Raw genomic sequence first — 23653 nt, forward strand, 5'->3', positions numbered from 1 at the left:
ACCGGTCGTTGCCTGCGCCGCCGGTCAGCGCGTCATCCCCGGCGCCGCCATCGAGCGTGTCGTTGCCTACGCCGCCAGCGAGAGTGTCGTTGCCGGCGCCGCCCACCAGAGTGTTGTTGAATTCGTTGCCGGTGAGGGTCAGGCCAGTCGCGCCGGCATTGGCCCGCAAGCTTTCGACTTCCTGGCCGGCCGCCAAGGCATAGTCGACGCGGGCGTAGATGCTGTCGGACCCGCCGCCGCCCGTTTCGATCACCCGGTCGAGGCCGCTGTCGACATAATACAGGTCGTTGCCTGCGCCGCCGGTCAGCGCGTCATCCCCGGCGCCGCCATCGAGCGTGTCGTTGCCTACGCCGCCATCGAGCGTGTCGTTGCCGACGACGCCAGCGAGCGTGTCGTTGCCTGCGCCGCCGTTCAGCGTATCGTTGCCGGCGCCGCCCACCAGAGTGTTGTTGAATTCGTTGCCGGTGAGGGTCAGGCCAGTCGCGCCGGCATAGGCCCACAAGCTCTCGACTTCCTGGCCGGCCGCCAAGGCATAGTCGACGCGGGCGTAGAGGCTGTCGGACCCGCCGCCGCCCGCTTCGATCACCCGGTCGAGGCCGCTGTCGACAAAATACCGGTCGTTGCCTGCGCCGCCGGTCAGCGCGTCATCCCCGGCGCCGCCATCGAGCGTGTCGTTGCCTACGCCGCCAGCGAGAGTGTCGTTGCCTTCCAGGCCAAATATTGTGTCGTTTCCGCCGAGCCCGTTGAAGGTGTCGGCGGCGGCGGTACCGACAATCCTGTCGTCGGCCTCGCTGCCGTTGACGTTGTCGAGATCGATCGGCGTTCCTGCGACCGATGCCGTGTTGCCGGAGGCATCGACGACGGTGATGAGCGTATCGACCCGGCCGGAGACCAGCGACGAGAGATCGGCGAAACCAGCCGAGGCAGCGACGGTGACCGTGCCACCGTCCGATGCGGTGAAGGTCACGATCGCGGATACCACGTCGGCGTCGATACCGGCAGTGGTGAAGCCCACCCTCTTCCGTTCCGCTGCATTGATCGCGGTGTCGTCGATCGAGAGCGCCAGGTTCCTGTCCTCGTCCGCCGTCCTGTCGACGGCCACGACGTCCGACCCTGCCTGCCCCGGATTGAGGGCTGCATCCGTGTAGCTGCCGGCCGCCACCGACACCGAGCCGGTACCGCTGAAGCCATCGGTTGCAGTGAACGTCGCCGTGTAGACCAGCGGGTCGGAGGTGGCGGCGAGACCGCTCAACGTGCCGCCCACGATCGTGATGTCGTCCGCCTCGAAGCCGGCAGGCGCCTCGCTGAAGGTGAAGGTCACCTCCGAGCTGGCATCGCCGTCACCGAGCGTGCTGTCGGCGATGTCGACCGTCACGGTCGGGTTCTCGCGGTCGATGTCCACCAGGTCGGAACCGGCGTCGCCCGGATTGAGGGCTGCATCCGTGTAGCTGCCGGCAGCCACCGAGACCGAGCCGGCGCCGGCAAAGCCGTCGTCCGCGGTGAACGTCGCCGTGTAGACCAGCGGGTCGGACGTCACGGCCAGGCCTGTCACCGTTCCGCCCACCGCCGTGATGTCGCTCAATGCGAAGCCGGCAGGCGCCTCGCTGAAGGTGAAGGTCACCGTCGAACTCGGGGCGCCGCCGCTCAAGCTGCCGCTTGCAATGTCGACCGTCAGGCCCGCATTGGCACGATCGATCGTCACCTCGTCTGAGCCCGGGGTTCCGGCATTGAGCGCCGCGTCCGTATAGCTGCCCGCGCCGACGGAGACCGAGCCGGTGCCGGCAAAACCGTCGTCCGCCGTGAACGTCCCCGTATAGACCAGCGGGTCGGAGGTGGCGGCGAGACCGCTTAGCGTGCCGCCCACGGCGGTGATATCGCCGAGCGTAAAGCCGACCGGCGCCTCGCTGAAGGTGAAGGTCACCGTCGAGCTCGGGGCGCCGTCGCTCAGGCTGCCGACGGCGATGTCGAGCGTCACAGTTGGATTCTCGCGGTCGACGGCTACCGTGTCCGAGCCCGAGCCGCCGGCGTTGAGGGCTGCATCCGTGTAGCTGCCGGCCGCCACCGACACCGAGCCGGTACCGCTGAAGCCATCGGTTGCAGTGAACGTCGCCGTGTAGACCAGCGGGTCGGAGGTGGCGGCGAGACCGCTCAACGTGCCGCCCACGATCGTGATGTCGTCCGCCTCGAAGCCGGCAGGCGCCTCGCCGAAGGTGAAGGTCACCGTCGAGTTCGGCTCGCCGTCACTCAGTGCGCCGGCGCCGATATCGATCGTCACCGTCGGATTGAGCCGATCGATCGCCACGATGTCTGAGCCCGCCACGCCCGGATTACCGGCCGCGTCGGTGTAGCCACCCGCCGCCACCGAAACCGAGCCCGCGCCGCTGAAGCCATCGGTTGCAGTGAACATCGCCGTGTAGACCAGCGGGTCGGAGGTGGCGGTAAACCCGCTCAGCGTGCCGCCCACGATCGTGATGTCGTCCGCCTCGAACCCGACCGGCGCCTCGCTGAAGGTGAAGGTCACCTCCGAGCTGGCATCGCCGTCACCGAGCGTGCTGTCGGCGATGTCGACCGTCACGGTCGGGTTCTCGCGGTCGATGTCCACCAGGTCGGAACCGGCGTCGCCCGGATTGAGGGCTGCATCCGTGTAGCTGCCGGCAGCCACCGAAACCGAGCCGGTGCCGGCAAAACCGTCGTCCGCCGTGAACGTCGCCGTGTAGACCAGCGGGTCGGAGGTTGCGGTAAACCCGCTCAGCGTGCCGCCCCCGATCGTGATGTCGTCCACCGTGAACCCGACCGGCGCCTCGCTGAAGGTGAAGGTCACCGTCGAACTCGGGGCGCCGCCGCTCAAGCTGCCGCTTGCAATGTCGACCGTCAGGCCCGCATTGGCACGATCGATCGTCACCTCGTCTGAGCCCGGGGTTCCGGCATTGAGCGCCGCGTCCGTATAGCTGCCCGCGCCGACGGAGACCGAGCCGGTGCCGGCAAAACCGTCGGTCGCGGTGAACGTCGCCGTATAGACCAGCGGGTCGGACGTCGCGGCGAGACCGCTTAGCGTGCCGCCCACGGCGGTGATATCGCCGAGCGTAAAGCCGTCCGGCGCCTCGCTGAAGGTGAAGGTCACCGTCGAGCTCGGGGCGCCGTCGCTCAGGCTGCCGGCGGCGATGTCGAGCGTCACAGTTGGATTCTCGCGGTCGATCGCTACCGTATCCGAGCCCGCACCGCCGGCATTGAGGGCTGCATCTGTGTAGCTCCCGGCAGCCACCGAGACCGAGCCGGTGCCGGCAAAGCCGTCGGTCGCGGTGAACGTCGCCGTGTAGACCAGCGGGTCGGACGTTGCGGCGAGACCGCTTAGCGTGCCCCCCACGGCGGTGATATCGCCGAGCGTAAAGCCGACCGGCGCCTCGCTGAAGATGAATGTCACCGTCGAGCTCGGGGCGCCGTCACCGAGCGTGCTGTCGGCAAAATCGACCGTCACCGTCGGGTTCGCGCGGTCGACGGCCACCGTGTCCGAACCCGAGCTGCCGGCGTTTAGTGGATCGTCGGTATAGCTGCCCGCGCCGACGGAGACCGAGCCGGTGCCGGCAAAGCCGTCGTCCGCGGTGAACGTCGCCGTATAGACCAGCGGGTCGGACGTTGCGGCGAGACCGCTTAGCGTGCCCCCCACGGCGGTGATATCGGCGAGCGTAAAGCCGACCGGCCCCTCGCTGAAGGTGAAGGTCACCGTCGAGCTCGGGGCGCCGTCACTGAGCGTGCTGTCGGCAAAGTCGACCGTCACCGTCGGGTTCGCGCGGTCGACGGCCACCGTGTCCGAGCCCGAGCTGCCGGCGTTTAGTGAGTCGTCGGTGTAGCTGCCGGCCGCCACCGAAACCGAGCCGGTGCCGGCAAAACCGTCGTCCGCCGTGAACGTCGCCGTGTAGACCAGCGGGTCGGAGGTTGCGGTAAACCCGCTCAGCGTGCCGCCCCCGATCGTGATGTCGTCCGCCTCGAAGCCGGCAGGCGCCTCGCTGAAGGTGAAGGTCACCTCCGAGCTGGCATCGCCGTCACTGAGCGTGCTGTCGGCGATGTCGACCGTCACGGTCGGGTTCGCGCGGTCGATGCCCACCAGGTCGGAACCGGCGTCGCCCGGATTGAGCGCCGCGTCCGTATAGCTGCCCGCGCCGACGGAGACCGAGCCGGTACCGGCAAAGCCGTCGGTCGCCGTGAACGTCGCCGTATAGACCAGTGGGTCGGACGTTGCGGCGAGACCGCTTAGCGTGCCCCCCACGGCGGTGATATCGCCGAGCGTAAAGCCGACCGGCGCCTCGCTGAAGGTGAAGGTCACCTCCGAGCTCGGGGCGCCGTCACCGAGCGTGCTGTCGGCGATGTCGACCGTCACCGAAGGGTTCGCCCGGTCGATGTCCACCAGGTCGGAACCGGCGTCGCCCGGATTACCGGCCGCGTCGGTGTAGCCACCCGCCGCCACCGACACCGAGCCGGTGCCGGCAAAACCGTTGGTCGCGGTGAACGTCGCCGTGTAGACCAGCGGGTCGGACGTTGCGGCGAGGCCGCTTAGCGTGCCCCCCACGGCTGCGATGTCGTCCACCGTGAACTCGACCGGCGCCTCGCTGAAGGTGAAGGTCACCTCCGAGCTGGCATCGCCGTCACCGAGCGTGCTGTCGGCGATGTCGACCGTCACGGTCGGGTTCTCGCGGTCGATGTCCACCAGGTCGGAACCGGCGTCGCCCGGATTGAGGGCTGCATCCGTGTAGCTGCCGGCAGCCACCGAGACCGAGCCGGTACCGGCAAAACCGTCGTCCGCCGTGAACGTCGCCGTATAGACCAGCGGGTCGGACGTTGCGGCGAGACCGCTTAGTGTGCCGCCCACGGCTGCGATGTCGTCCACCGTGAACCCGACCGGCGCCTCGCTGAAGGTGAAGGTCACCGTCGAGCTGGCATCGCCGTCACCGAGCGTACTGTCGGCGATGTCGACCGTCACAGTTGGATTCTCGCGGTCGACGGCTACCGTGTCCGAGCCCGAGCTGCCGGCGTTTAGTGAGTCGTCGGTATAGCTGCCGGCCGCCACCGAGACCGAGCCGGTACCGGCAAAACCGTCGTCCGCCGTGAACGTCGCCGTGTAGACCAGCGGGTCGGACGTCGCGGCGAGGCCTGTCACCGTTCCGCGCACCGCCGTGATATCGCCTAATGCGAAGCCGACCGGCGCCTCGCTGAAGGTGAAGGTCACCGTCGAACTCGGGCCGCCGTCGCTCAAGCTGCCGCTTGCAATGTCGACCGTCACGGTCGGGTTCGCGCGGTCGATGTCCACCAGGTCGGAACCGGTGTCGCCCGAAGTGCCCGTCGGGGTGGTATAACTGCCCGCCGCCACGAACACCGAGCCGGTGCCCCTAAATCCATCAGTGGCCGTGAACGTCGCGGTGTAGACCAACGGATTGCCGGTCACGGCCAGGCCACTCACCGTTCCTCCGACCGCCGTGATGTCGCTCGCCGTGAAGCCGACAGGTGCCGCGCTGAACGTGAACGTCACTGTCGAACTGCTCGTCGCGTCACTCAGCGTGTCCTGGGCGATGTCGACCACCAGCCCGCCATTCGCCCGATCGGTCGCCACGACGTCCGTTCCCGAGCCGCCGGCATTGAGCGCCGCGTCCGTATAGCTGCCCGCGGCGACGGAGGCCGAGCCGGCGCCGGTGAAACCGTCGTTCGCGGTGAAGGTCGCCGTATAGACGAGTGGGTCGGATGTCGCGGCGAGGCCACTTACCGTTCCGCCGGCCGCCGTGATGTCAGCCAACGAGAAGCCAACCGGCGCCTCGCTGAAGATGAACGTTATGTCCGAAGTCGCGTCGGCGTCGGTGAGCGTATCGCTGACGATGTCGACCGTCACCGTCGGATTCGCCCGGTCGATGGCCACCGTATCGGAGCCCGAGCTGCCGGCGTTACCCGCCGCGTCGGCGTAGCTGCCCGCCGTCACCGACACCGAGCCGGTGCCGGCAAAGCCGTCGGCGGCGTTGAACGTCGCAGTGTAGACCAGGGGATTGCCCGTCGCGGCCAGGCCGCTCAGCGTGCCGCCGACCGCCGTGATGTCACCCAGCGTGAAACCGACCGGCGCCTCGCTGAAGGTGAAGGTCACGCCCGAGGTCGGGTCACCGTCGCTCTGCGAGCTGTCGACGATATTGACCATCACCGTTGGATTCTCGCGGTCGATCGCCACCGCATCCGAACTCGCCCCGCCGGCATTCAGGGCTGCATCCGAATAGCTGCCGGCCGCCACCGAGACCGAGCCGGTGCCGGCAAAACCGTCGGTGGCGGTGAACGTCGCCGTGTAGACCAGCGGGTCGGATGTGGCGGCCAGGCCTGTCACCATTCCGCCCGCCGCCGTGATGTCGCCCAATGCGAAGCCGACCGGCGCCTCGCTGAAGGTGAAGGTCACCTCCGAGCTGGCATCGCCGTCACTGAGCGTACTGTCGGCGATGTCGAGCGTCACCGAAGGGTTCGCCCGGTCGCTCGTCACGGTATTCGAGGCCGGTTGTCCCGGATTGAGCGCCGCATCGGTGTAGCTGCCCGCGCCGACGGAGACCGAGCCGGTGCCGGCAAAGCCGTCGTCCGCCGTGAACGTCGCCGTGTAGACCAGCGGGTCGGAGGTGGCGGCGAGACCGCTTAGCGTGCCCCCCACCGCCGTGATATCGCTCAATGCGAAGCCGACCGGCGCCTCGCCGAAGGTGAAGGTCACCGTCGAGCTCGGCTCGCCGTCACTCAGTGCACCGGCGCCGATATCGATCGTCACCGTCGGATTGAGCCGATCGATCGCCACGATGTCTGAGCCCGCCACGCCCGGATTACCGGCCGCGTCGGTGTAGCCACCCGCCGCCACCGAAACCGAGCCCGCGCCGCTGAAGCCATCGGTTGCAGTGAACATCGCCGTGTAGACCAGCGGGTCGGAGGTGGCGGTAAACCCGCTCAGCGTGCCGCCCACGATCGTGATGTCGTCCGCCTCGAAGCCGGCAGGCGCCTCGCTGAAGGTGAAGGTCACCGTTGAGCTCGGAGCGGCGTCGCTCAGCGCGCTCTCGACAATGTCGACGCTCAGTCCCACGTTCGCGCGATCGATCGCCACCGTGTCCGATCCGGCGGCGCCGGCGTTGGAGGCAGCGTCGGTATAGCTGCCCGCAGTGACTGAAACCGAGCCGAGTCCGTTGAAGCCATCGGCCGCGGTGAACGTCGCCGTGTAGATCAGCGGATCGGACGTGGCCGTAAAGCCGCTCAGCGAGCCGCCCGCGGCCGTGATGTCACTCAACGTGAAGCCGACCGGCGCCTCGCTGAAGGTGAAGGTCACCATCGAGCTGGGGTCGCTGTTGTTCAGCGCACTGTCGACGATGTCGACCGCCACAGTCGGGTTCGCCCGATTGATCGTCACCGTGTCCGAGGCGCCACCGCCCGGGTTCAGCGCCTCGTCGGTGTAGCTGCCGGCAGGCAGGGAGACCGAGCCCGTTCCCGTGAAGCCGTCGGTGGCGGTAAACGTCACCGTGTAGACCAGCGGATCGGCCGTCGCCGTGAGCCCACTCATCGTGCCGCCCACCGCGGCGATATCGCTCAGCGTAAGCCCGTTCGGTGCTTCACTGAACGTGAACATCACCGTCGAGCTGGCATCGCCGTCGCTCAGCGCGTTGTCGACGATGTCGACCGTCACCGTCGGGCTCACTCGATCTATCGCAACCGTGTCCGACCCCGCTCCGCCGGGATTGAGCACCGCGTCCGTGTAGCTGCCTGCAGACAGTGAGACCGAGCCCGTCCCGGTGAAGCCTTCCGTCGCCGTGAACGTCGCCGTGTAGACCAGCGGATCGGCTGTAGCGGCGAGCCCGGTCACCGTGCCGCCAACCGCGGCGATGTCGCCCAACGTGAAGCCGAGCGGCGCTTCGCTGAAGGTGAACGTCACCGTCGAGCTCGGATCGCCCACGTTCAGCGCGCCGTCGACAATGTCCACGGTCGCCGACGGACTGACCCGGTCGACGGTGACGGAAACTGGCGACGAGTTGTTGCCGATGTTGCCCGCACTGTCCGTCAGTTTCGCAGTCACGTCGAAAGTGCCGTCGCCTTGGGCCGAGATGGTAGCGACCGGTATCGTCAGGCTCACGCTGCCCGCGAGAATGTCGCTGGCTGCCAGCGTGTATACGATGGTCTGGGTGCCCCAGTTGACGGTCAGCGTGTCGCCCGCGATCGCGCCGGTGCCCGCCAAGCTCACGCCTGCCACCGTTCCGTCGGCGGCCTCGCTGGCGTTGATGCCGCCACCTGCATTCTCGACGATTGACAGGCTCGACGGCGCTGCGGGTGCGACCGTATCGAGCACGCTGAGCTTGCCACTCGCCGCCGAGATGGCAGTCGCCGATACGTTCGGCAGATCGATCAGCAGGTCGTTGGACGTGTTGCCAGAATTGCCGCCCTGCACATAGAGATAAGTGTGAATCACGCCCCCGATTGTGGCCGTGAAGGCAATGGATGCGCCGTCCCTGCCGAAGTCTTGGCTGCGCAAATACTGGACGACGGCCGCGACGTCCGACAGCGAGGTGAGAGCGACCGCACCGGCAAACGTATTCGAAGTGCTGAACGTGACGATGCCGCTCGTAATGGCATGCGAGGCGACGACGGCGCCGGTGTGAAGCTGCAACGAGGAATTGGCGCCGTCGCTTGCCGCGATGTTCGCGGGCACAGCCGCCCGGGTCATACTGATCTTCTCACTTGTCGCCGCAGTAGTGCCGACTTTGAAGTCCGTGATGACGTCGTAGCCGGCAATGGTGCCGGAGGTGCCGGAGCCGCCAATGGTGAGGACGCTGTCGCCGACCGTGAACCTGTAGGTGTCGAGACCTCCGCCGCCCGTCAGCGTGTCGGCACCCGTACCGCCGACGACGGTATCGCCCTGGCTGCTAGCGACGATGGTCTCCCTGCCCGTCGAGCCGCTCAGGGTGATCGTGTCGCTGCCGGAGCTCCAGCCGCTGAACGTCCAGCTCGACAGGTTAACCGAGCCGCCGGCCGAGAGATTGACCACGACCGCCTGGCTTGATGACGTCCCGGTGACCGCGAGATCCGTGGAGATCAACCCGTTGCCGAATTGTGTCGCCGTGAAGGTGGCCGTAGATGTCTTCGTCTTGTTGGCGAACTGCAGGCTTTCGATGCTGACCAGGCCTGCCGTACCGTTGGCCGCGGCAGCACTGAAATTGATCGATGTGCCGGCGTTGCCCGTCGCGCCGACCTGGATCGTGTCGATGCCTGAGCCGCCATTATAGGTGTCGGTCGCCGAAACCGGCGAGCTCGCCCCGAGAACGATGGTGTCATTCCCGCTCGACCCGTTGATGGTCAGCGAGTCGGTGCCCAGGGTCCAGCTGTTGAACGTCCAGCCCGACACAGCGAACGTGCCAGCTTGGGACATATTGACAACGACCCTCTGGGTGCCGCCGCCGACACCGTTTACGGAAAGGGTAGCTGATATAAGGCCGCTGCCGAACTGCGAGGAGCTAAACGTCGCCGACGAGGTGCCGGCAAGGTTGAGAAAAGTCAGGGCCTCGAAGCCGAGGAAGCCGCGACCGACGTCGGTGCCGGCAGCGCTGAGATCGACGCTGACCGGAGATATTGCGGTGGCGCCGATCTGGATCGCGTCGGTGCCTGCGCCGGCGTCGAAGGTATCGGACGACTGAATCTGGTTGGTGTCGCTGACGACCACCGTATCATTTGCGCTGCCGCCAGTGAAATTGTCCTGGCCCGTCGTTGCGTTGTAGGTCGCCAGGAGGCTGGCATAACCGGCAAGGCCCCGATCAGTCAGCGGCGGCACGCACCCGCGGGCGCTGCCTTCATCGAGCTGCCAGCATCCGCCTAGCGCCTCGGCGCCGATCGGCCTGGTTGAAGCCGAAACGCAGACGCCGCAGGTCGTGGCGAGCGCGCGCACGAAGGCACGTCCGCGATGCCCCTCGGCGACGTTGCACGCCCACAAGCGTATCTCGCTGCCATGTTTCAGAGAGTGTCGAATAGCGGCAAGCTCGGCGGCGCTCTCAACAATCGATTCGTGTGATACGCGGCCGGCGCTAAAACCGATCTCGCCCGGCAGCCCATGGGCGATAATATGAACGACCTCGACCTTTCGATCGATCGCTAGCGCCCGCGCTATCTGTGAAAAGGCGGGCTCGTGTGGGCCGAGCACCACCACACGCACGTTTGCTCGCAAGTGGCCGACAAGGAACGCGACATCCGAGACGCTCGCGTCCACGAACGCGACATGCCGAATTTGAGGCATGACTTCACCAAACGAATTGGCGGCTAAACGTGCTGGCCTGATTCTGGACTTCGACGGAACCGTACGCTTCTGTGAAGGCCAGCTTGGCGTATCCGACATGATCGCAAGCGCCGATCTTGTCGGCAAGACGTTCTTCCCCTCTTGGCCCAGCTTTTGGACGCGCTCTCGCTTTCGGGTAATTCGATCGACAAGCGGCATAGTTGCCAGGTTCAGCCGCTCGAGATCGTCGGTTTTTGACACTGGAAGACCGCCTCATGCAACGCTCGCCGTGCTCAGCGTGTGGCCAGTTCCGAGATTCGCGCTCGGTTCCCGCTATTTTCAATCTATGGTTTCAAGAAAGAATGGCGCCTTGATCCATGAATTGCAACCACTATTGGTCCAATGGAACTAACAGGACGTTAAGTTGCAACGGCTCTGGCCGTTGGGCTTGGAACACTGATCGTATTTTCGAAGGCGGCACGATCCCGGCCAATATGCTTCGCAGCCGCTTTGGAGAGTTGGATTGAGCGCTCTCTCGCTGCGCCTCCGTCTTCGAGTCAAAAGGAGCGAACAATGTTCTGGCGTCGGTTAACCGCTCGACCGTTGTCATGCTCGGTCGAAGCGGACGGGTTCCCAGTGTCGATCGCCAGCGGTGGGGGGCTACGCAGTATGTCGCACGGACGGGCCGGCGGTGGCGCACCTGAAGGCAAGCGGAACGGCAACTATCGGAACGGAGGCAGGACGATTGCAATGCCGAACTGGCCGTCGGGCTAGGCGACGACAAACATTCTCAAGGTCAGCTTGAAGGAAAATTTCGGGCTTGATGCTGAGGTGAGCGAGATGGGGACGCTCATTGCCTTTGCCGGCCTAGTGGCATATTCATGATCTGGGAGCCGACACTGCTTGAAGGAGAAAACCGAGCTGATTGGCTCGACCGATTTTCAGCGTGTCGGGTTGCGTTTGCAGCGGTGACAGATGACGAATTCGCCGCGATGGAGAGCCACATGCGCTTAGCTGATTTCCCTGAGTCGGCCGACACTTGGACGGCGATGGGCTATCAAGCTGGATTTGCCAATGCAGAGCAACTGTTCATCATGCCAAACCGTCTAGGGAGAGTTTTCAAGTATTGGAATTAGCAGTCGCGGCGATCAACACGCTGGGCAAAGGCGACCCTGGCACAACATGCTTGTCAAGGCAGGATGCAGCTGCGGCAATGTCCGCTACTGCCGTTCGGCTGCGGATCAACTATCTGGCAAGCGCTGGCGATCGGGGTTAGTCCGGTCGCCGCCGTCAATTCGGTGTCTTGCGCGTCCTCGGCTAGCGAGGAGCGACTGCCAGGCGAGGAGCATCTGCGGCATGCTCGAGCATGCCTATGTTGTCGATTAGGTAGAACAGTCCCTGCGCGGCATCTCCGACCTAATGGAATGGAGCCATGCGCCATCGGCTGTTTTGGCGTCGAAAGTGACGGGCACGTTGTGAATCACGCACGCTGCCGCCAATATCTCCTCCAACTCGTGGTCGGTGGCCTTGCAAGTCGGCATGAGTTTCCGAAGGGCACAGATTGCCTGTCCGATGGACAGGAAGCGAGCCCTGCCTCTGGAGAGAACGTAGACTTCTGCGACTATTTCAACCGTGATTGTGGGAAAAGAGTGGGTCATCGAGAATTCCTCCCTGAAATCCTGACCAACACGATTTACGGCCAACATTCGGCGGCCTTAAGACTCAGTTCGCCGCCCGTCTCGGCCATTGCGGTAGCTAATTCATTCAGATTTGCCTCTGGAGAGGCCGGCGGCTCGGACCATTGCACGGGCGATCGCGAGCTTGGCCTCGACCTTGGCGTTCTCCTTTTGCGTCATGTTGTCTGCGGAGATCAGCCGGCGCAGCGAACGGGCCCAGCCTGCTTCCAGCATGCAATCGACGATCTCCTGAAAGGCTGGCTCCATGGCTTTCTGACAATCGACCTCGCGATCGGGATATTCGCCAGGCCGCCTCGGCGGGCTGATCAATCGGTGCCGCCTTGTCCAGCTTGCGATTGAGATCCCGCAGGCCATGCCGGCACAGTCGGCAATCCAGTCGAATACATCCGGACCGCGCCCTATCAATTGCGCGCCCTGAACGAGTTCAATCGCCACGCCCGAAAAAGCGAGGAGAACAATCAGCTTTGCCTTGTGTTTCATCCAACCGACACTTGCCAAGGCCGCCAAAACGGTGAATGCGGCGGCGTGGATGAGCTTGCCATGATGGGTGAAGGTCACTCCCAAATTCCGCAGGAGCCACCCCGGGAAAAGAGCGAGCAGCAGGAGAACGCCGGCCCACGCGGCAAGGAAAGCACCCCTTGCCACGATCGGATATGAGCCTGCGCGCAACAATATAGGACAGCCCTTCATCCGAAGTTTGCAGACGCCACCGCCAGCACGAAGCGGTCTAGAGCTGGGGCAGATTGTCAATTTCCAGCGGATCGGCGCATCGGCCGAATAGATGAAAGCTTTGAAACTGCGTCCAAAGGAGGCCAGGGATGCTATTCGCACGGGCGATCGCAAGCGCGCCTCGACCTTGGCGCTTTCCTTTTGCGTCATATTGTCGGCGGCGATCAGCCGGCAGCACCTGATAGATAAGATCGTTTGTCAAATGCCGCGCGGCGGCTGCGTTTTGAGCACCTTCCCATACGGAATGTCATCGAGTAAGCGTGCAGAGGCGGCATGTGACGGCGCTCTCTTTGGCGAATGCACTGCCGCACCTTCAGCAGTTGCCGTCAGAAGATGGGGCTGCTGTCACAACCCGGTGCTTGCCATGACAGATTGTTCCCGTCCCGGTTCATTTCAGCACCGAAGCGAGGGGGAGAAATGCACGACCGATTTCGGCGGTGCCTGCGGAAAATGTCGCTGGCGGCATTGACGATGCTGGCGGTCCCGGCCCACGCGGCCGATCTCGTCATTGCAATGCCGAACTGGCCGTCGGGCCAGGCGACGGCAAACATTCTCAAGGTCAGCCTGAAGGAAAATTTCGGGCTCGATGCTGAGGTGCGCGAGATGGGGACGCTCATTGCCGACCAGCCGTAATAAAAGGTTCGGAAAGCCCGGCCGACCGCAGCTGCCTCAATGGCGATTGGCACGTCCACGCATTGGCTGTACCATTCCCACGCCGGGCGTCATGCGTGTCCGGTAAGGGAGAAACGTCCATGTTCCGATCAATTTCGCTTGCGGTTTTCCTGGCGGTCGTTCCTGCGGCAGCCTTCGCAAATTCATGCCCGACCATCATGGCCGCGATCGACGCGGCGTTGCCGACCGCCACCCTCTCCGAGGCCGATATGACCAAAGTCAAAGAACTGCGCGCCCAAGGCGAGACATTGCACGCCGCCGGCGATCATGCAGGATCAGAGGCCGCGCTCAACCAAGCCAAGACGATGCTCGGCATTTAGTTGCAACGAACGCGACTTTCCTGGCCGATTGCCGGGCTTTTTGTTCTGTTGTCGGCCGTGAGGATCGCTGCCTTGACCGGTTGAAGCAGGCCCGGGCTGGAGTGGATCACCCCAGTCCAATGCGCTTGGCGCCTTGTCGGAACATAGCCTCGACGTCCGATATCGCCAGTCAGTTGCTTGGCAATCCAAAAAGCCTTCCGGCGGGCACGACGTCATTGATCCCGGCGAGCCGCAGGCAATGCCAGGCCATGGCATGGTTGCTGGACGTCACCGGCACGCCGATACGCTGCTCGAGCCCGGCGGCCGCTTCAGCGATGCGCAGGCTGGTGCATGATATGAAGATCGCATCCACCCCCGGCGCGGCAGCCATTTGCTCGGCCGCGGCTTCGATCGATGCGACTGCGATGCGGGCGGCGTCGCGATCGTCGCGTCGGTCGAAGGTCGCGACGGCCGATATGTCAACGCCGCGCCCGCTGAAATAGGCAACGAGCTTTTCGTTGATCTGCGGCGCATAGGGCGTCAACAGGCCGATGCCTTTGACGTCGAGAGCCTTGAACGCCGCGAGCGCGGCGGTGACGGGTGTGGTGCAGGCGACATTTGGCCGTGCTTTCCTGATCTCCGCGAAAACCGCCTCTTCGCCGAGCGTCATCGTTGCCGAGGTACAGCCGAAGGCAACGACGTCCAGGAGAATGCTCGGCAAGATGAGGTCGACGGCCGGCGCGATCCTGGGACCGATGGCGCGCAAGGTATCGGTCGTTATGTCGTTGTCGCTGAAGACGCGGGATTCGTAGAAGGCGACACCGGGCTGGCGCACGAGTGCGCGGAATTCATGCTCCAGGGTCTGATCCGTGGCCAACACCACAAGGCCGATCGCCGCCCGTGACGCCAGACCACCGTCGAGTTCCGATGGCAGCACGCCGAGATCGACCGGTCCGGAAGACCGAAGGGCGGCAAGGTTGAGAGACATGGCGTTCCCTTTCAGTTCAAAAGACCATCCATCGGAATGGCCGGCGTCCGGCCGGCGATTAGATCGGCGGTGATCCGGGCCGACCCGTGCGACATGGTCCAGCCGATGTGGCCATGCCCGGTGTTGAGGAAGAGATTGCGCAAGCGTTGCCGCCCGAAGGCGGGAAGGTTGTTCGGCGTCATCGGCCTCAGGCCCGCCCACATTTCCGCGCGGCCGTAGTCGGCCCCTTCGGGGTAGAGCTCCTCCGTAACCCCTTTCATGAAGGCGAAGTCGGCGGGCTTGTGGCTGGTGTCGTAGCCCGCGAACTCCGCCGTTGCGGTGACGCGGATGCGGTCGCCGAAGCGCGAGATGGCGACCAGATTGTGCTCGTCGACTGAGGCGATGGTCGGCGGCAGCGGACGATTGCCGATCGGGATCGTCAGTGAATAGCCCTTGATCGGGTAGATCGGCAGCCGAATGCCGATCTTCCTTGCCAGAACAGGACTGTGACTCCCAAGCGCGAGCACATAGGCATCGCCCCTGAAAGGCTCTTTGTCGGTGAGCACCTGCGCGACAGCGTCGCCGGATGTTTCGATGCCGGTGATCGTCGTGCCTGTGTGGATGGCGCCACCCCGGGCGACAATCTTGGCGGCGAGGGCTCTGGTGAACTTTGCCGGGTCGCCGGTCTCGTCGGTCGGGCAATAGATGCCGCCGGCAATCTTGTCCTTGGCCGACGCCAGCGACGGATCGAGCGCGACGATTGCATCTCGGTCGAGCACCTCGATCTCTTGTCCGTCCGACTGCAAAAACTTCATATGCTCGACACCGTTGTCGAGCGCCTGCTGGCTGCGGTGGAAATAGACGATGCCGCGATCGTTGCGGTCGTAGTCGATTTGCTCGTCGGCAACGACCTCGCGCAGCACTGCCTGCGAATAGGCAGCAAGGCGGTGCTTGAGCAGCGTGTTGCGCCGCGCCTTGGCGGCCGTGCATTCCATGAGAAACAACCAGGACCACGTATAGAGCCGCGGATCCGCCGAGAACTTGAAGCGCAGCGCCTGGTCCTTGAGCACCAGCGATTTCAGCAAGGTTATCGGCGCCTTGGGAGACGACCAGACAAAGGAATGGCCTGGCGCGATCATTCCGGCATTGCCCCAACTCGTCTCGGCGGCGACCTCGCTGTTGCGTTCAATGAGCGCGACGTCGTGACCATCGTTTTGCAGTTGGTAGGCTGTCGTGACACCGACGACGCCGCCACCCAGCACCACTATGCGCATGACGCCTCCGGAAATCAGAAAGTGAGTACACTTTAGAATGTAATTTCCAAACCGCAAGAGGCTCCATGCCTTCGCCAGACGCCGGCGGGACAGAAGGGCTCCAGGGTTCGCAAAGAGCGGCGTTTGGCTTGCCTCGCTGTCCTGTTACGCGGCCGTCCCAAAGAAGATCCGCGCCAGACCGCGTGTCGCCACCTCCATCGCATGCGCCGAACTCAGCGTGATGTGCTTTTCGACCAGCGCTGCCCCGCCCGCGGCATCGCGACGGCGCAGGGCATCAATGAGCGCTTCATGCTCCTGGTAGCTGTGGCTGCGGCGCGGCATGGACTCCAGATCAATGCGCCGGAAAAAGCGAATCCGCGAACATAGGCCCTCGAGCGCGTTGACCATCTGCGCATTCTTCGACAATTGCGTCAGGGCCATGTGGAAACTTTCATCGGCAACGGCAACCTTCGCCCACGACCCTTCACCCTTCAGGCTGCTATGCTTCGTCCATGCGTCGACCGTCGCCTGGATCTCGGTATCCGATGCCCGCTCACAAGCCAGGGCGAATGCGGCCCGCTCGATCGCCGCGCGAAGTTCATAGAGATCGCGCACGGCTTCCGGCGTGAGTTCGCGGGCATAGAATCCCTTGTTGGGAACGGACGCTACGAAGCCGTCGCGCTGCAATCTGTTGAGAGCCGCGCGCACCGGCGTGCGACTTACACCGAGTTCCGTCGCGAGTTCGACCTCGTTGATCTTCTCCCCCGGCCGGAAACGATAGTCGATCGCGAACTCCTTGATCGTCGCGTAGACCCGATCGACACTGTCCGCAGAACGGACGATGCGCTCTCGCTCTTTTGCGATTTTTACCCCGCTACCGACGTCATTCCCGGGGTTCGTTGCCATCCTGCCCTCATCTCATATCCAAGCACGCGCCTTACTTCCCGGCGGGGCCGCTCCCACATGATACATATTGGAATCGCAAAGTGCACTCAATCGTGCGAGGGCTTCACCGGCACCCGGCACCCACTGAAGCACCGTCTCGTGCCGATCAGCCCAGCCCAATCCTTCTCGCCCCTTGCCGGAACATGGCCTCGGCGTCCGGCTCGAAGCGGAAGGTGTTGATGAAATCGTCGGCGCGGTAATTTGGCAACGTCTTGCGCAGCGCGGCGGCGAAATTTCGGGCCTCGTCCTGCCGTCCGGCCAGCGCCAGGCAGTGGGCGGCGATGGCCAGGATGATGGCGTGGGCGTTGGGGCGGGCGGCGGCCTTCAGCGCCCATTCGGCCGCCTCGTCGAACTGGCCGAGCCGGGCGAGCGCCATGGCGCGGGAGCCGAGCATGCCGAACAGCAGCGGATCGAAGGGGCTGAGATGCCTGGAATGGTCGGATGAGCCGATCGCTGATTTCGGGTCGCCCGACTGCGAGTGCACGAAGGAGAGCGCATAATGGCCGAGTGCGAAGTTAGGGCTGAGGTCAACAGCCCGTTCCAGCTCGATGAGGGAGCCGTCCTGCTCACCGCGCAGCCACAGCGCCCGGCCCATGGCCCAGTGCGCGGCGGGATTGTGATCGTCGACCAGAAGGCTTTGCCCGGCCGCCTCGAAGGCGAGCGCGCTTTCATGCTCGCGGTCGCCCCAGCGCTGGAAAGCATTCTGCCAATGAGTGAAAGACAGGCCGGCATAGGCGCGGGCGAAGGTCGGATCGAGCTTCAAGGCAATGTCGAAGAAATGCCGGGCCTGTTCGTTCTCGGTGCGGGTGAAGCGGTACATGTGCCAGAGGCCGCGATGGTAGGCCTCCCAGGCATTGAGCGAGTTCGGCGCCTTCAGCATGGCGCGGTTGCGCTCGAGCGTCTCGATCTCGGTCGAGATCGACGAGACGATGGCGTTGCCGATCTCGTCCAGCACGGCAAAGATGTCGTCGGGCCGGCGCTCGAACGTGTCGGTCCAGACGATCCTGGCGGTGCGCACCTCGACCAGTTCGATGCTGACGATGACGCGGCCTGGCAGGCTGCGCACCGCGCCGGTGGCGACATAGTCGACATTCAGCCGCCGGCCGGCATCGTCCGGCGCGATGTCCTTTTCCGCCAGCGCAAAGACCGAGCCGCGCGCGATGACGAAGAAATCCCTGAGCTTGGCCAGGCGGGTGATGATGTCGTGGGTGAGGCCGTCGGCCAATCCGCCTCGAAAGGGGCCACCACGGGGGCCAACGCCGGCTTCCTCAAAAAACGGCATCACCGCAAGCGAGGCCCGGCGCGGTGCGGCGGTATTGGGTTCGGCAAGCGCAATCGGGGGCGCCAAACTTACCACGGAGCGCGCGCATGGCGTGGCTACCGACGGCCGGTCCTTGATCGCCCGCCAGGCGTCGCGGACCGGGGCAAAATCCAGGTCCTCGGATTGGAAGAGTTGCGCGGCGGCGGCAAGATGCTCCTCGCACGCGCCGATCTGGCCGCGCCGTGCCAGATTTTCCAGCAATGCGACATGCGCGCGCCCATCGAAGGGCGCCAGCGCAAGCCATTTCTCGATATGAGCAGACACGCTTCCCGAGCCCGCCGGGAGATTGTTGACGAGATGCTCCAGAATGGCGGCATGGCATGAGCTGAAGCGGCGGCGCTGCGCGGTCACCCAGCTCATGAAATGCGGGCTGCGGTCGATCTCCAAGCCTTCGAGGAAATCGCCAACGAATAGTTCGGACAAGGCTTGCAGGCGCTCCAGATCGAGTGTCTCGACGCCCTTGGCTGCGGCGGAGGCAATATCGATCGCGTCGACGAAACTGCCGCCGAGATCAAGCGCGACCGTGTCGCCCGACGTCTCGATCCTGGCGGGATCCTCGAGAACGCCCCTGAGCTTGCTCAGGCACCAGCGAAGCTCGCCTCTCGGATCGTTCGGCACGTCCCAGAAGAGCTCGCACAGGCGGCTGCGGCTCACGGCGTGCGGCGCAAGCGCCAGATAGGCGAAGAGCGCGCGCAGCTTGCGCGATGCCGGCAGTTGCACGGCGGCGCCATCGCGCATGATCGTCAGCGGCCCGAGCAGCCGCACGGACAGCCCGGCCCTACCGCCTTCCAGCTCCGATCGAGCGGATTCCACGTGCATTTCCACGCTTGCTCCCACGCTGGCCTATCGCCCTCTGCTTTATCACCGAAAGCGATAGAGTGCATCCGGCAACGAATTTCCGCGCCGGACGCCGGCATTGCCGCCTTTCCGGGCGGGCATTGCCGGCACAGGCACCTTACCGCGGCAAGGTCTCGAAACCTCGCCGCCCAAGCCGCCGGTTTGTAACCGGCTCGTGACGACGACAACTTATGACAAAAACAAAAAGAGGAGAGCAGACATGTTGCAGCAACGGAAAATCAGGACCACGGCCGGCCGCGGCCGCCTGTTCGACAGCGTTCTCGACACGGTCGGCGATACGCCGGTGATCAGGATCAACAATCTCGGCCCCGATCATGTGACGATCTATGTTAAGGCCGAATTCTTCAATCCGGCGGCCTCGGTGAAGGACCGGCTGGCGCTCAACATCATCGAGGAGGGAGAGCGCAGCGGCGCCCTGAAGCCGGGGCAGACTGTCGTCGAGGCAACCAGCGGCAACACCGGCATCGGGCTGGCCATGGTCTGCGCCCAGAAGGGCTATCCGCTGGTGGTGACCATGGCCGACAGTTTCTCCATCGAGCGCCGCAAGCTGATGCGCATGCTGGGTGCCAAGGTGGTGCTGACGCCGCGCGCCCAGAAAGGTTTTGGCATGTACAAGAAGGCGGTGGAATTGGCCGAGGCCAATGGCTGGTTCCTGGCCCGCCAGTTCGAGACCAAGGCCAATGCGGCGATCCACGAGGCGACGACGGGACGCGAGATCATCAACGACTTCGCCGGATCGCGGCTCGACTGCTTCGTCACCGGCTATGGCACCGGCGGCACTGTCGTGGGCGTTGGGCGCGTGCTGCGGCGCGAGCGTCCGGAGACGCGGATCGTGCTGGCCGAGCCCGCCAACGCCCAGCTGATCGGCAGCGGCAAGGCGCAGGAGCGCGGCGCCGGTGGCGCGCCGGCTGCCAGCCATCCGGCCTTCGAGCCGCACCCGATCCAGGGCTGGACCCCGGATTTCATCCCCAACGTGTTGCAGGAGGCGGTCGACGCCAGCCTCTATGACGAGGTGATGCCCGTGCCCGGACCGGAAGGCATGAAATGGGCCAAGGCGCTGGCGCAGAAGGAAGGCATCTTCACAGGCATTTCCGGCGGCGCCACCTTCGCTGTGGCGCTCCAGGTGGCGGAAAAGGCGGCACCCGGCTCGGTCATCCTGTGCATGCTGCCCGACACCGGCGAACGTTACATGACGACGCCGCTGTTCGACGGCATCGAGGCCGAGATGGACGCCGAGGAGATTGCGCTTTCGCAGTCGACGCCGGGCTGCCAGTTCCCGGCGTGACGGCGGCATATCGGGAGCGACCTGCATGGACACGCCGTCTGGATTCTCCACCACGACCGAGGAAACGCTTGACCCCTCGGACTGGGCCGATGTGCAGATCCTGTCGCACCGGATCGTCGATGATGCCGTCGCTTATCTGCGCGATGTCAGAGACCGGCCGGTGTGGCAGGAGATGCCTGGAGATGTGAGGGACTTCTTCACCGCGTCCCTGCCGCAATCGCCAACGCCGCTGGCCGAAGTCTATGACGACGTCGTCAAGAAGCTGATGGCCTATCCGATGGGCAACATCCATCCGCGCTTCTGGTCGTGGTACATGGGGTCGAGTAATTTCACCGGGGCGCTCGGTGATTTCCTGGCGGCGATCCAGGGTTCCAATCTCGGCGGCGGCAATCATGCCGCTGCCCTAATGGACAGCCAGGTCGTCGACTGGCTGAAGCAGATGCTGGGCTTTCCCCAATCCGCCAGCGGGACGCTGGTCAGCGGCGGCTCGATGGCCAACATCATCGGCCTGACCGTGGCGCGCAATGCCAAGGCTGGCGTCGACGTGCGCGAGTATGGCGTCTCGGCAATCGCCAAGCCGCTGCGTTTCTACGGTTCGGACCAGCTCCATTCCTGCCACCGCAAGGCAATGGAAGCGCTCGGCCTCGGTAATCGGGCGCTGCGGCGCATCCCGACCGACGCCGGATTGCGGATCGACATCGACGCATTGCGCAAAGCAATCGCGGAAGACCGTAAGGCAGGCTTCAAGCCGGCCTGCGTCATCGGCACGGCGGGTACTGTCAATACCGGCGCGATCGACGATCTGCAGGCGCTGGCAAGGCTGGCGACTCAAGAGGATCTCTGGTTCCATGTCGACGGCTGCATCGGCGCCCTGATCGCCATCGCACCGGAAAATGCCCATCGTGTCGCCGGCATCGAACGCGCCCACTCGATCGCGCTCGACCCGCACAAATGGCTGCACGCACCGTTCGAGGTCGGCTGCGCCCTGGTCAGGGACGCCTCCGCGCATCGCAATACGTTCGCGTTCACGCCGGAATTTCTGGAATCGACGCCGCGCGGCCTCGCATCGGGCGAGTGGCTGCACGACTACGGGCTTCAGACGTCGCGCGGATTCAGGGCGCTGAAAGTGTGGATGGCGCTGAAGGAGCACGGCATCGAAAAGTTCGGCCGGCTGATCGACCAGAACATCGCCCAGGGCCACACGCTCGCTGGGCTGATCGAGGCCGAGCCGACGCTTGAGCTGACGGCGCCGACCAGCATCAACATCGTCTGTTTTCGCCACCGCGGTGATGGGCTGGCAGGTGACGAGTTGACTGGCGAAGCGCTGAAGGCGCTCAACACCGAGATCATGCTGAGGCTGCAGGAAGACGGCATCGCGGCTCTCTCGGATACGACGGTGCATGGCCAGCATTGCCTCAGGGTGGCGATCAACAACCACCGGACCCGGCGCGAGGATCTGGACCTGCTGGTGCGGGAAACGGTGCGGCTTGGACAGGAGATTTCGAGAGCTGGCGTAGCCGGCTAAGGATTCTCAGCCAGTGCAATCAACTGTGTGGAGGCGACTGTCGAGAAGCTGCCGATCTCCCCCTGCGGGGAAGATTGGATGCCGCTTCAGTTTTCGCCAACCACTGTCGGCGACGACAAGGATCACGCCTCGAGCCAGACCTTCTCGAAATGCTGCTCCAGCGACTGGTGCTGCTCGCAGCCATGCACGCCCTTGCGGAACGTCCGGTAGACCGAGCGCCAATAGGGCTGGATGATGATGCCGGAGTCGCGCAAATTCTGTTCGATCTTGGCCATAATCTCCTTGCGGGCGCTGGCATCAGGCGTGGCCAGCGCCTTGTCGAGCAAGGCGTCGAACTCGGGATTGGCATAGGCGCTCTCGTTCCAGGCAGCACCTGATCTGTAGGCCAGAGCCAGCACCTGGACGCCGAGCGGCCGGCCGAGCCATTCGGTGCAGGAGAAGGGATATTTGCTCCAGTCGTTCCAGAATGTCGCCGCCGGCAGCACGGTGCGTTTTACCTTCAGCCCGGCGTCGCGCATCTGCGCGGCGATGGCGTCGCCAGTCGTCTTCTGCCAGTCGACATCGACCGATATCAGATCGTATTCGTGGTCGGACTTGCCGGCTGCGGCAAGCAGGGCCTTGGCTTCGTTGACGTTGCGGACGGCCGGACCGATGTCGGCATAGTCGGCGTGCATCGGCCCGACATGGTGGTTCTCCGCCGGCTTGCCCCGGTCATTCATGCCGATCTTCAGGATCGCGCTGTTGTCGACCGCTAGCTGGGCGGCCCGCCGCACCCTGTTATCGTCATAGGGCGCATTGCCGACGTTGAAGCGCGCAACGATCGTCGAGCCGGTGGCGAGTTCCGAATTGCTCAGGTCCATGGCGTCGGTCTGCGAGACCGTGTCGGCGGCAGTTTCGTGATTGGTGTCGATCTCGCCGGATTCAAAAGCCGAGAACATGGCATTGGGATCGGAGCCGTAGTCGACCCATTGGATGCCGTCTAGGTAGAAGTCGCCTTTCCACCATGGCTTATCCTTGCGGCGGACTTCTGCGCCGACTTCGGCGTCCCATGCCACAAGCTCGCAAGGCCCTGACGTGATCGCCAGCGCCTTCAGCGGATCGCCGTCGCCATCGTAGCTGCGATGCATGATCAGCGCCGGATAGTCGGTCATGCCGGCAATCAGCGAAATGTCGGGCTTCGGCAAATTGAGCCGGACGGTAAAGTCGTCGACGCGTTCGATGCCACCGTCGACCGGTTTCTTGGTGGCGGCATCGACCAGCGCGCCCATGCGCTCGGCGACCGAATTACCGGGGACGCCGGCATCGCACCAGCGCGTCAGATTGTGGACGACGTCGTCGGCGTTGAAGGTATCGCCATTCGACCAGGTGATGCCCTTGCGGACGTGCAGCGTGAGCACGCGGGCGTCGTCGCTGGTCTCCCAACTCTCGAGCAGCCACGGCTCGAAGGTGAAATCGCGGTTCCAGCGGACCAGATATTCGTTGCACTGGCGGGCGATGTTGGACATTTCGACGCCGTCGAAGGTGCGCGGATCCTTAAAACCCTTGACGTTCATGGCGACGCGGAGCACGCCGCCGCGCTTCGGCTCCTCCGCCCTGACCGGGGAAGGTGCCAGGCCGCCCAGCGCCAGCGCGCCGGCGGCGCTGACGCCGAGTGCCGCCATGGTGGCGAGATATTCGCGCCGGTTCATCCGGCCCTTCTTGAACCCGTCGGCGACGGGTTCGGCCTGCGGATGCAATGACCTGCCGGTCAACATGAACTTCATCGTCGATCCTCCCTGTCGGGGGGGGGGGGGGGGGGGGGGGGGGGGGGGGGGGGGGGGGGGGGGGGGGGGGGGGGGGGGGGGGGGGGGGGGGGG

11 protein-coding genes and 1 pseudogene are annotated in these 23653 nt (G+C 64.7%); 5 read left to right on the forward strand and 7 right to left on the reverse strand.

Features of this window, described 5'->3' with window-relative positions; genetic code table 11:
* Positions 1–10267 (reverse strand): Ig-like domain-containing protein (locus AC0L26_RS31215; RefSeq protein WP_473635994.1); only part of this gene is annotated, 10267 nt, incomplete at its 3' end.
* An 860-nt stretch (positions 10268–11127) separates the two neighbouring features.
* Here AC0L26_RS31215 and AC0L26_RS31220 point away from each other — a divergent pair.
* A complete protein-coding gene (locus AC0L26_RS31220) occupies positions 11128–11382 on the forward strand; it encodes a hypothetical protein (protein ID WP_473635995.1) in 255 nt (84 codons plus the stop codon).
* A 624-nt stretch (positions 11383–12006) separates the two neighbouring features.
* Here the strand turns inward: AC0L26_RS31220 and AC0L26_RS31225 are convergent.
* The gene (locus AC0L26_RS31225) at positions 12007–12501 is read right to left on the reverse strand and encodes a VanZ family protein (protein WP_473635996.1); all 495 of its coding nucleotides are present in this window, start codon (positions 12499–12501) and stop codon (positions 12007–12009) included.
* 621 nt (positions 12502–13122) lie between these two features.
* Between AC0L26_RS31225 and AC0L26_RS31230 the strand changes: the two are divergent.
* Positions 13123–13293, forward strand: a pseudogene (locus AC0L26_RS31230) (glycine betaine ABC transporter substrate-binding protein); the annotation flags it as partial.
* A gap of 131 nt (positions 13294–13424) precedes the next feature.
* Complete coding sequence (locus AC0L26_RS31235; protein ID WP_473635997.1) at positions 13425–13664, forward strand: hypothetical protein; 240 nt, start codon at positions 13425–13427, stop codon at positions 13662–13664.
* Positions 13665–13833: 169 nt separating this feature from the next.
* Here the strand turns inward: AC0L26_RS31235 and AC0L26_RS31240 are convergent, their stop codons facing one another.
* From AC0L26_RS31240 to AC0L26_RS31255, 4 genes are all read right to left on the reverse strand, one after another.
* The gene (locus tag AC0L26_RS31240) at positions 13834–14631 is read right to left on the reverse strand and encodes a maleate cis-trans isomerase family protein (protein WP_473635998.1); all 798 of its coding nucleotides are present in this window, start codon (positions 14629–14631) and stop codon (positions 13834–13836) included.
* Positions 14632–14642: 11 nt separating this feature from the next.
* Complete coding sequence (locus tag AC0L26_RS31245; protein ID WP_473635999.1) at positions 14643–15884, reverse strand: D-amino acid dehydrogenase; 1242 nt, start codon at positions 15882–15884, stop codon at positions 14643–14645.
* 144 nt (positions 15885–16028) lie between these two features.
* The gene (locus tag AC0L26_RS31250; RefSeq protein WP_473636000.1) at positions 16029–16769 is read right to left on the reverse strand and encodes a GntR family transcriptional regulator; all 741 of its coding nucleotides are present in this window, start codon (positions 16767–16769) and stop codon (positions 16029–16031) included.
* Positions 16770–16914: 145 nt separating this feature from the next.
* A complete protein-coding gene (locus AC0L26_RS31255; protein ID WP_473636004.1) occupies positions 16915–18948 on the reverse strand; it encodes a transcriptional regulator in 2034 nt (677 codons plus the stop codon).
* A 238-nt stretch (positions 18949–19186) separates the two neighbouring features.
* Between AC0L26_RS31255 and AC0L26_RS31260 the strand changes: the two genes are divergently transcribed.
* Complete coding sequence (locus tag AC0L26_RS31260) at positions 19187–20272, forward strand: PLP-dependent cysteine synthase family protein (RefSeq protein WP_473636001.1); 1086 nt, start codon at positions 19187–19189, stop codon at positions 20270–20272.
* Between the two features lie 25 nt (positions 20273–20297).
* Positions 20298–21797: a pyridoxal phosphate-dependent decarboxylase family protein gene (locus AC0L26_RS31265; protein ID WP_473636002.1), complete on the forward strand. Its 1500-nt coding sequence runs from the start codon at positions 20298–20300 to the stop codon at positions 21795–21797.
* Between the two features lie 122 nt (positions 21798–21919).
* Here the strand turns inward: AC0L26_RS31265 and AC0L26_RS31270 are convergent, their stop codons facing one another.
* Positions 21920–23560 carry an ABC transporter substrate-binding protein gene (locus AC0L26_RS31270; protein ID WP_473636003.1) on the reverse strand — a complete coding sequence of 547 codons (1641 nt, stop codon included), beginning with the start codon at positions 23558–23560 and terminating at the stop codon, positions 21920–21922.
* Positions 23561–23653 lie beyond the last annotated feature (93 nt).

It is taken from the genome of Mesorhizobium sp. WSM4823, from assembly GCF_055811195.1.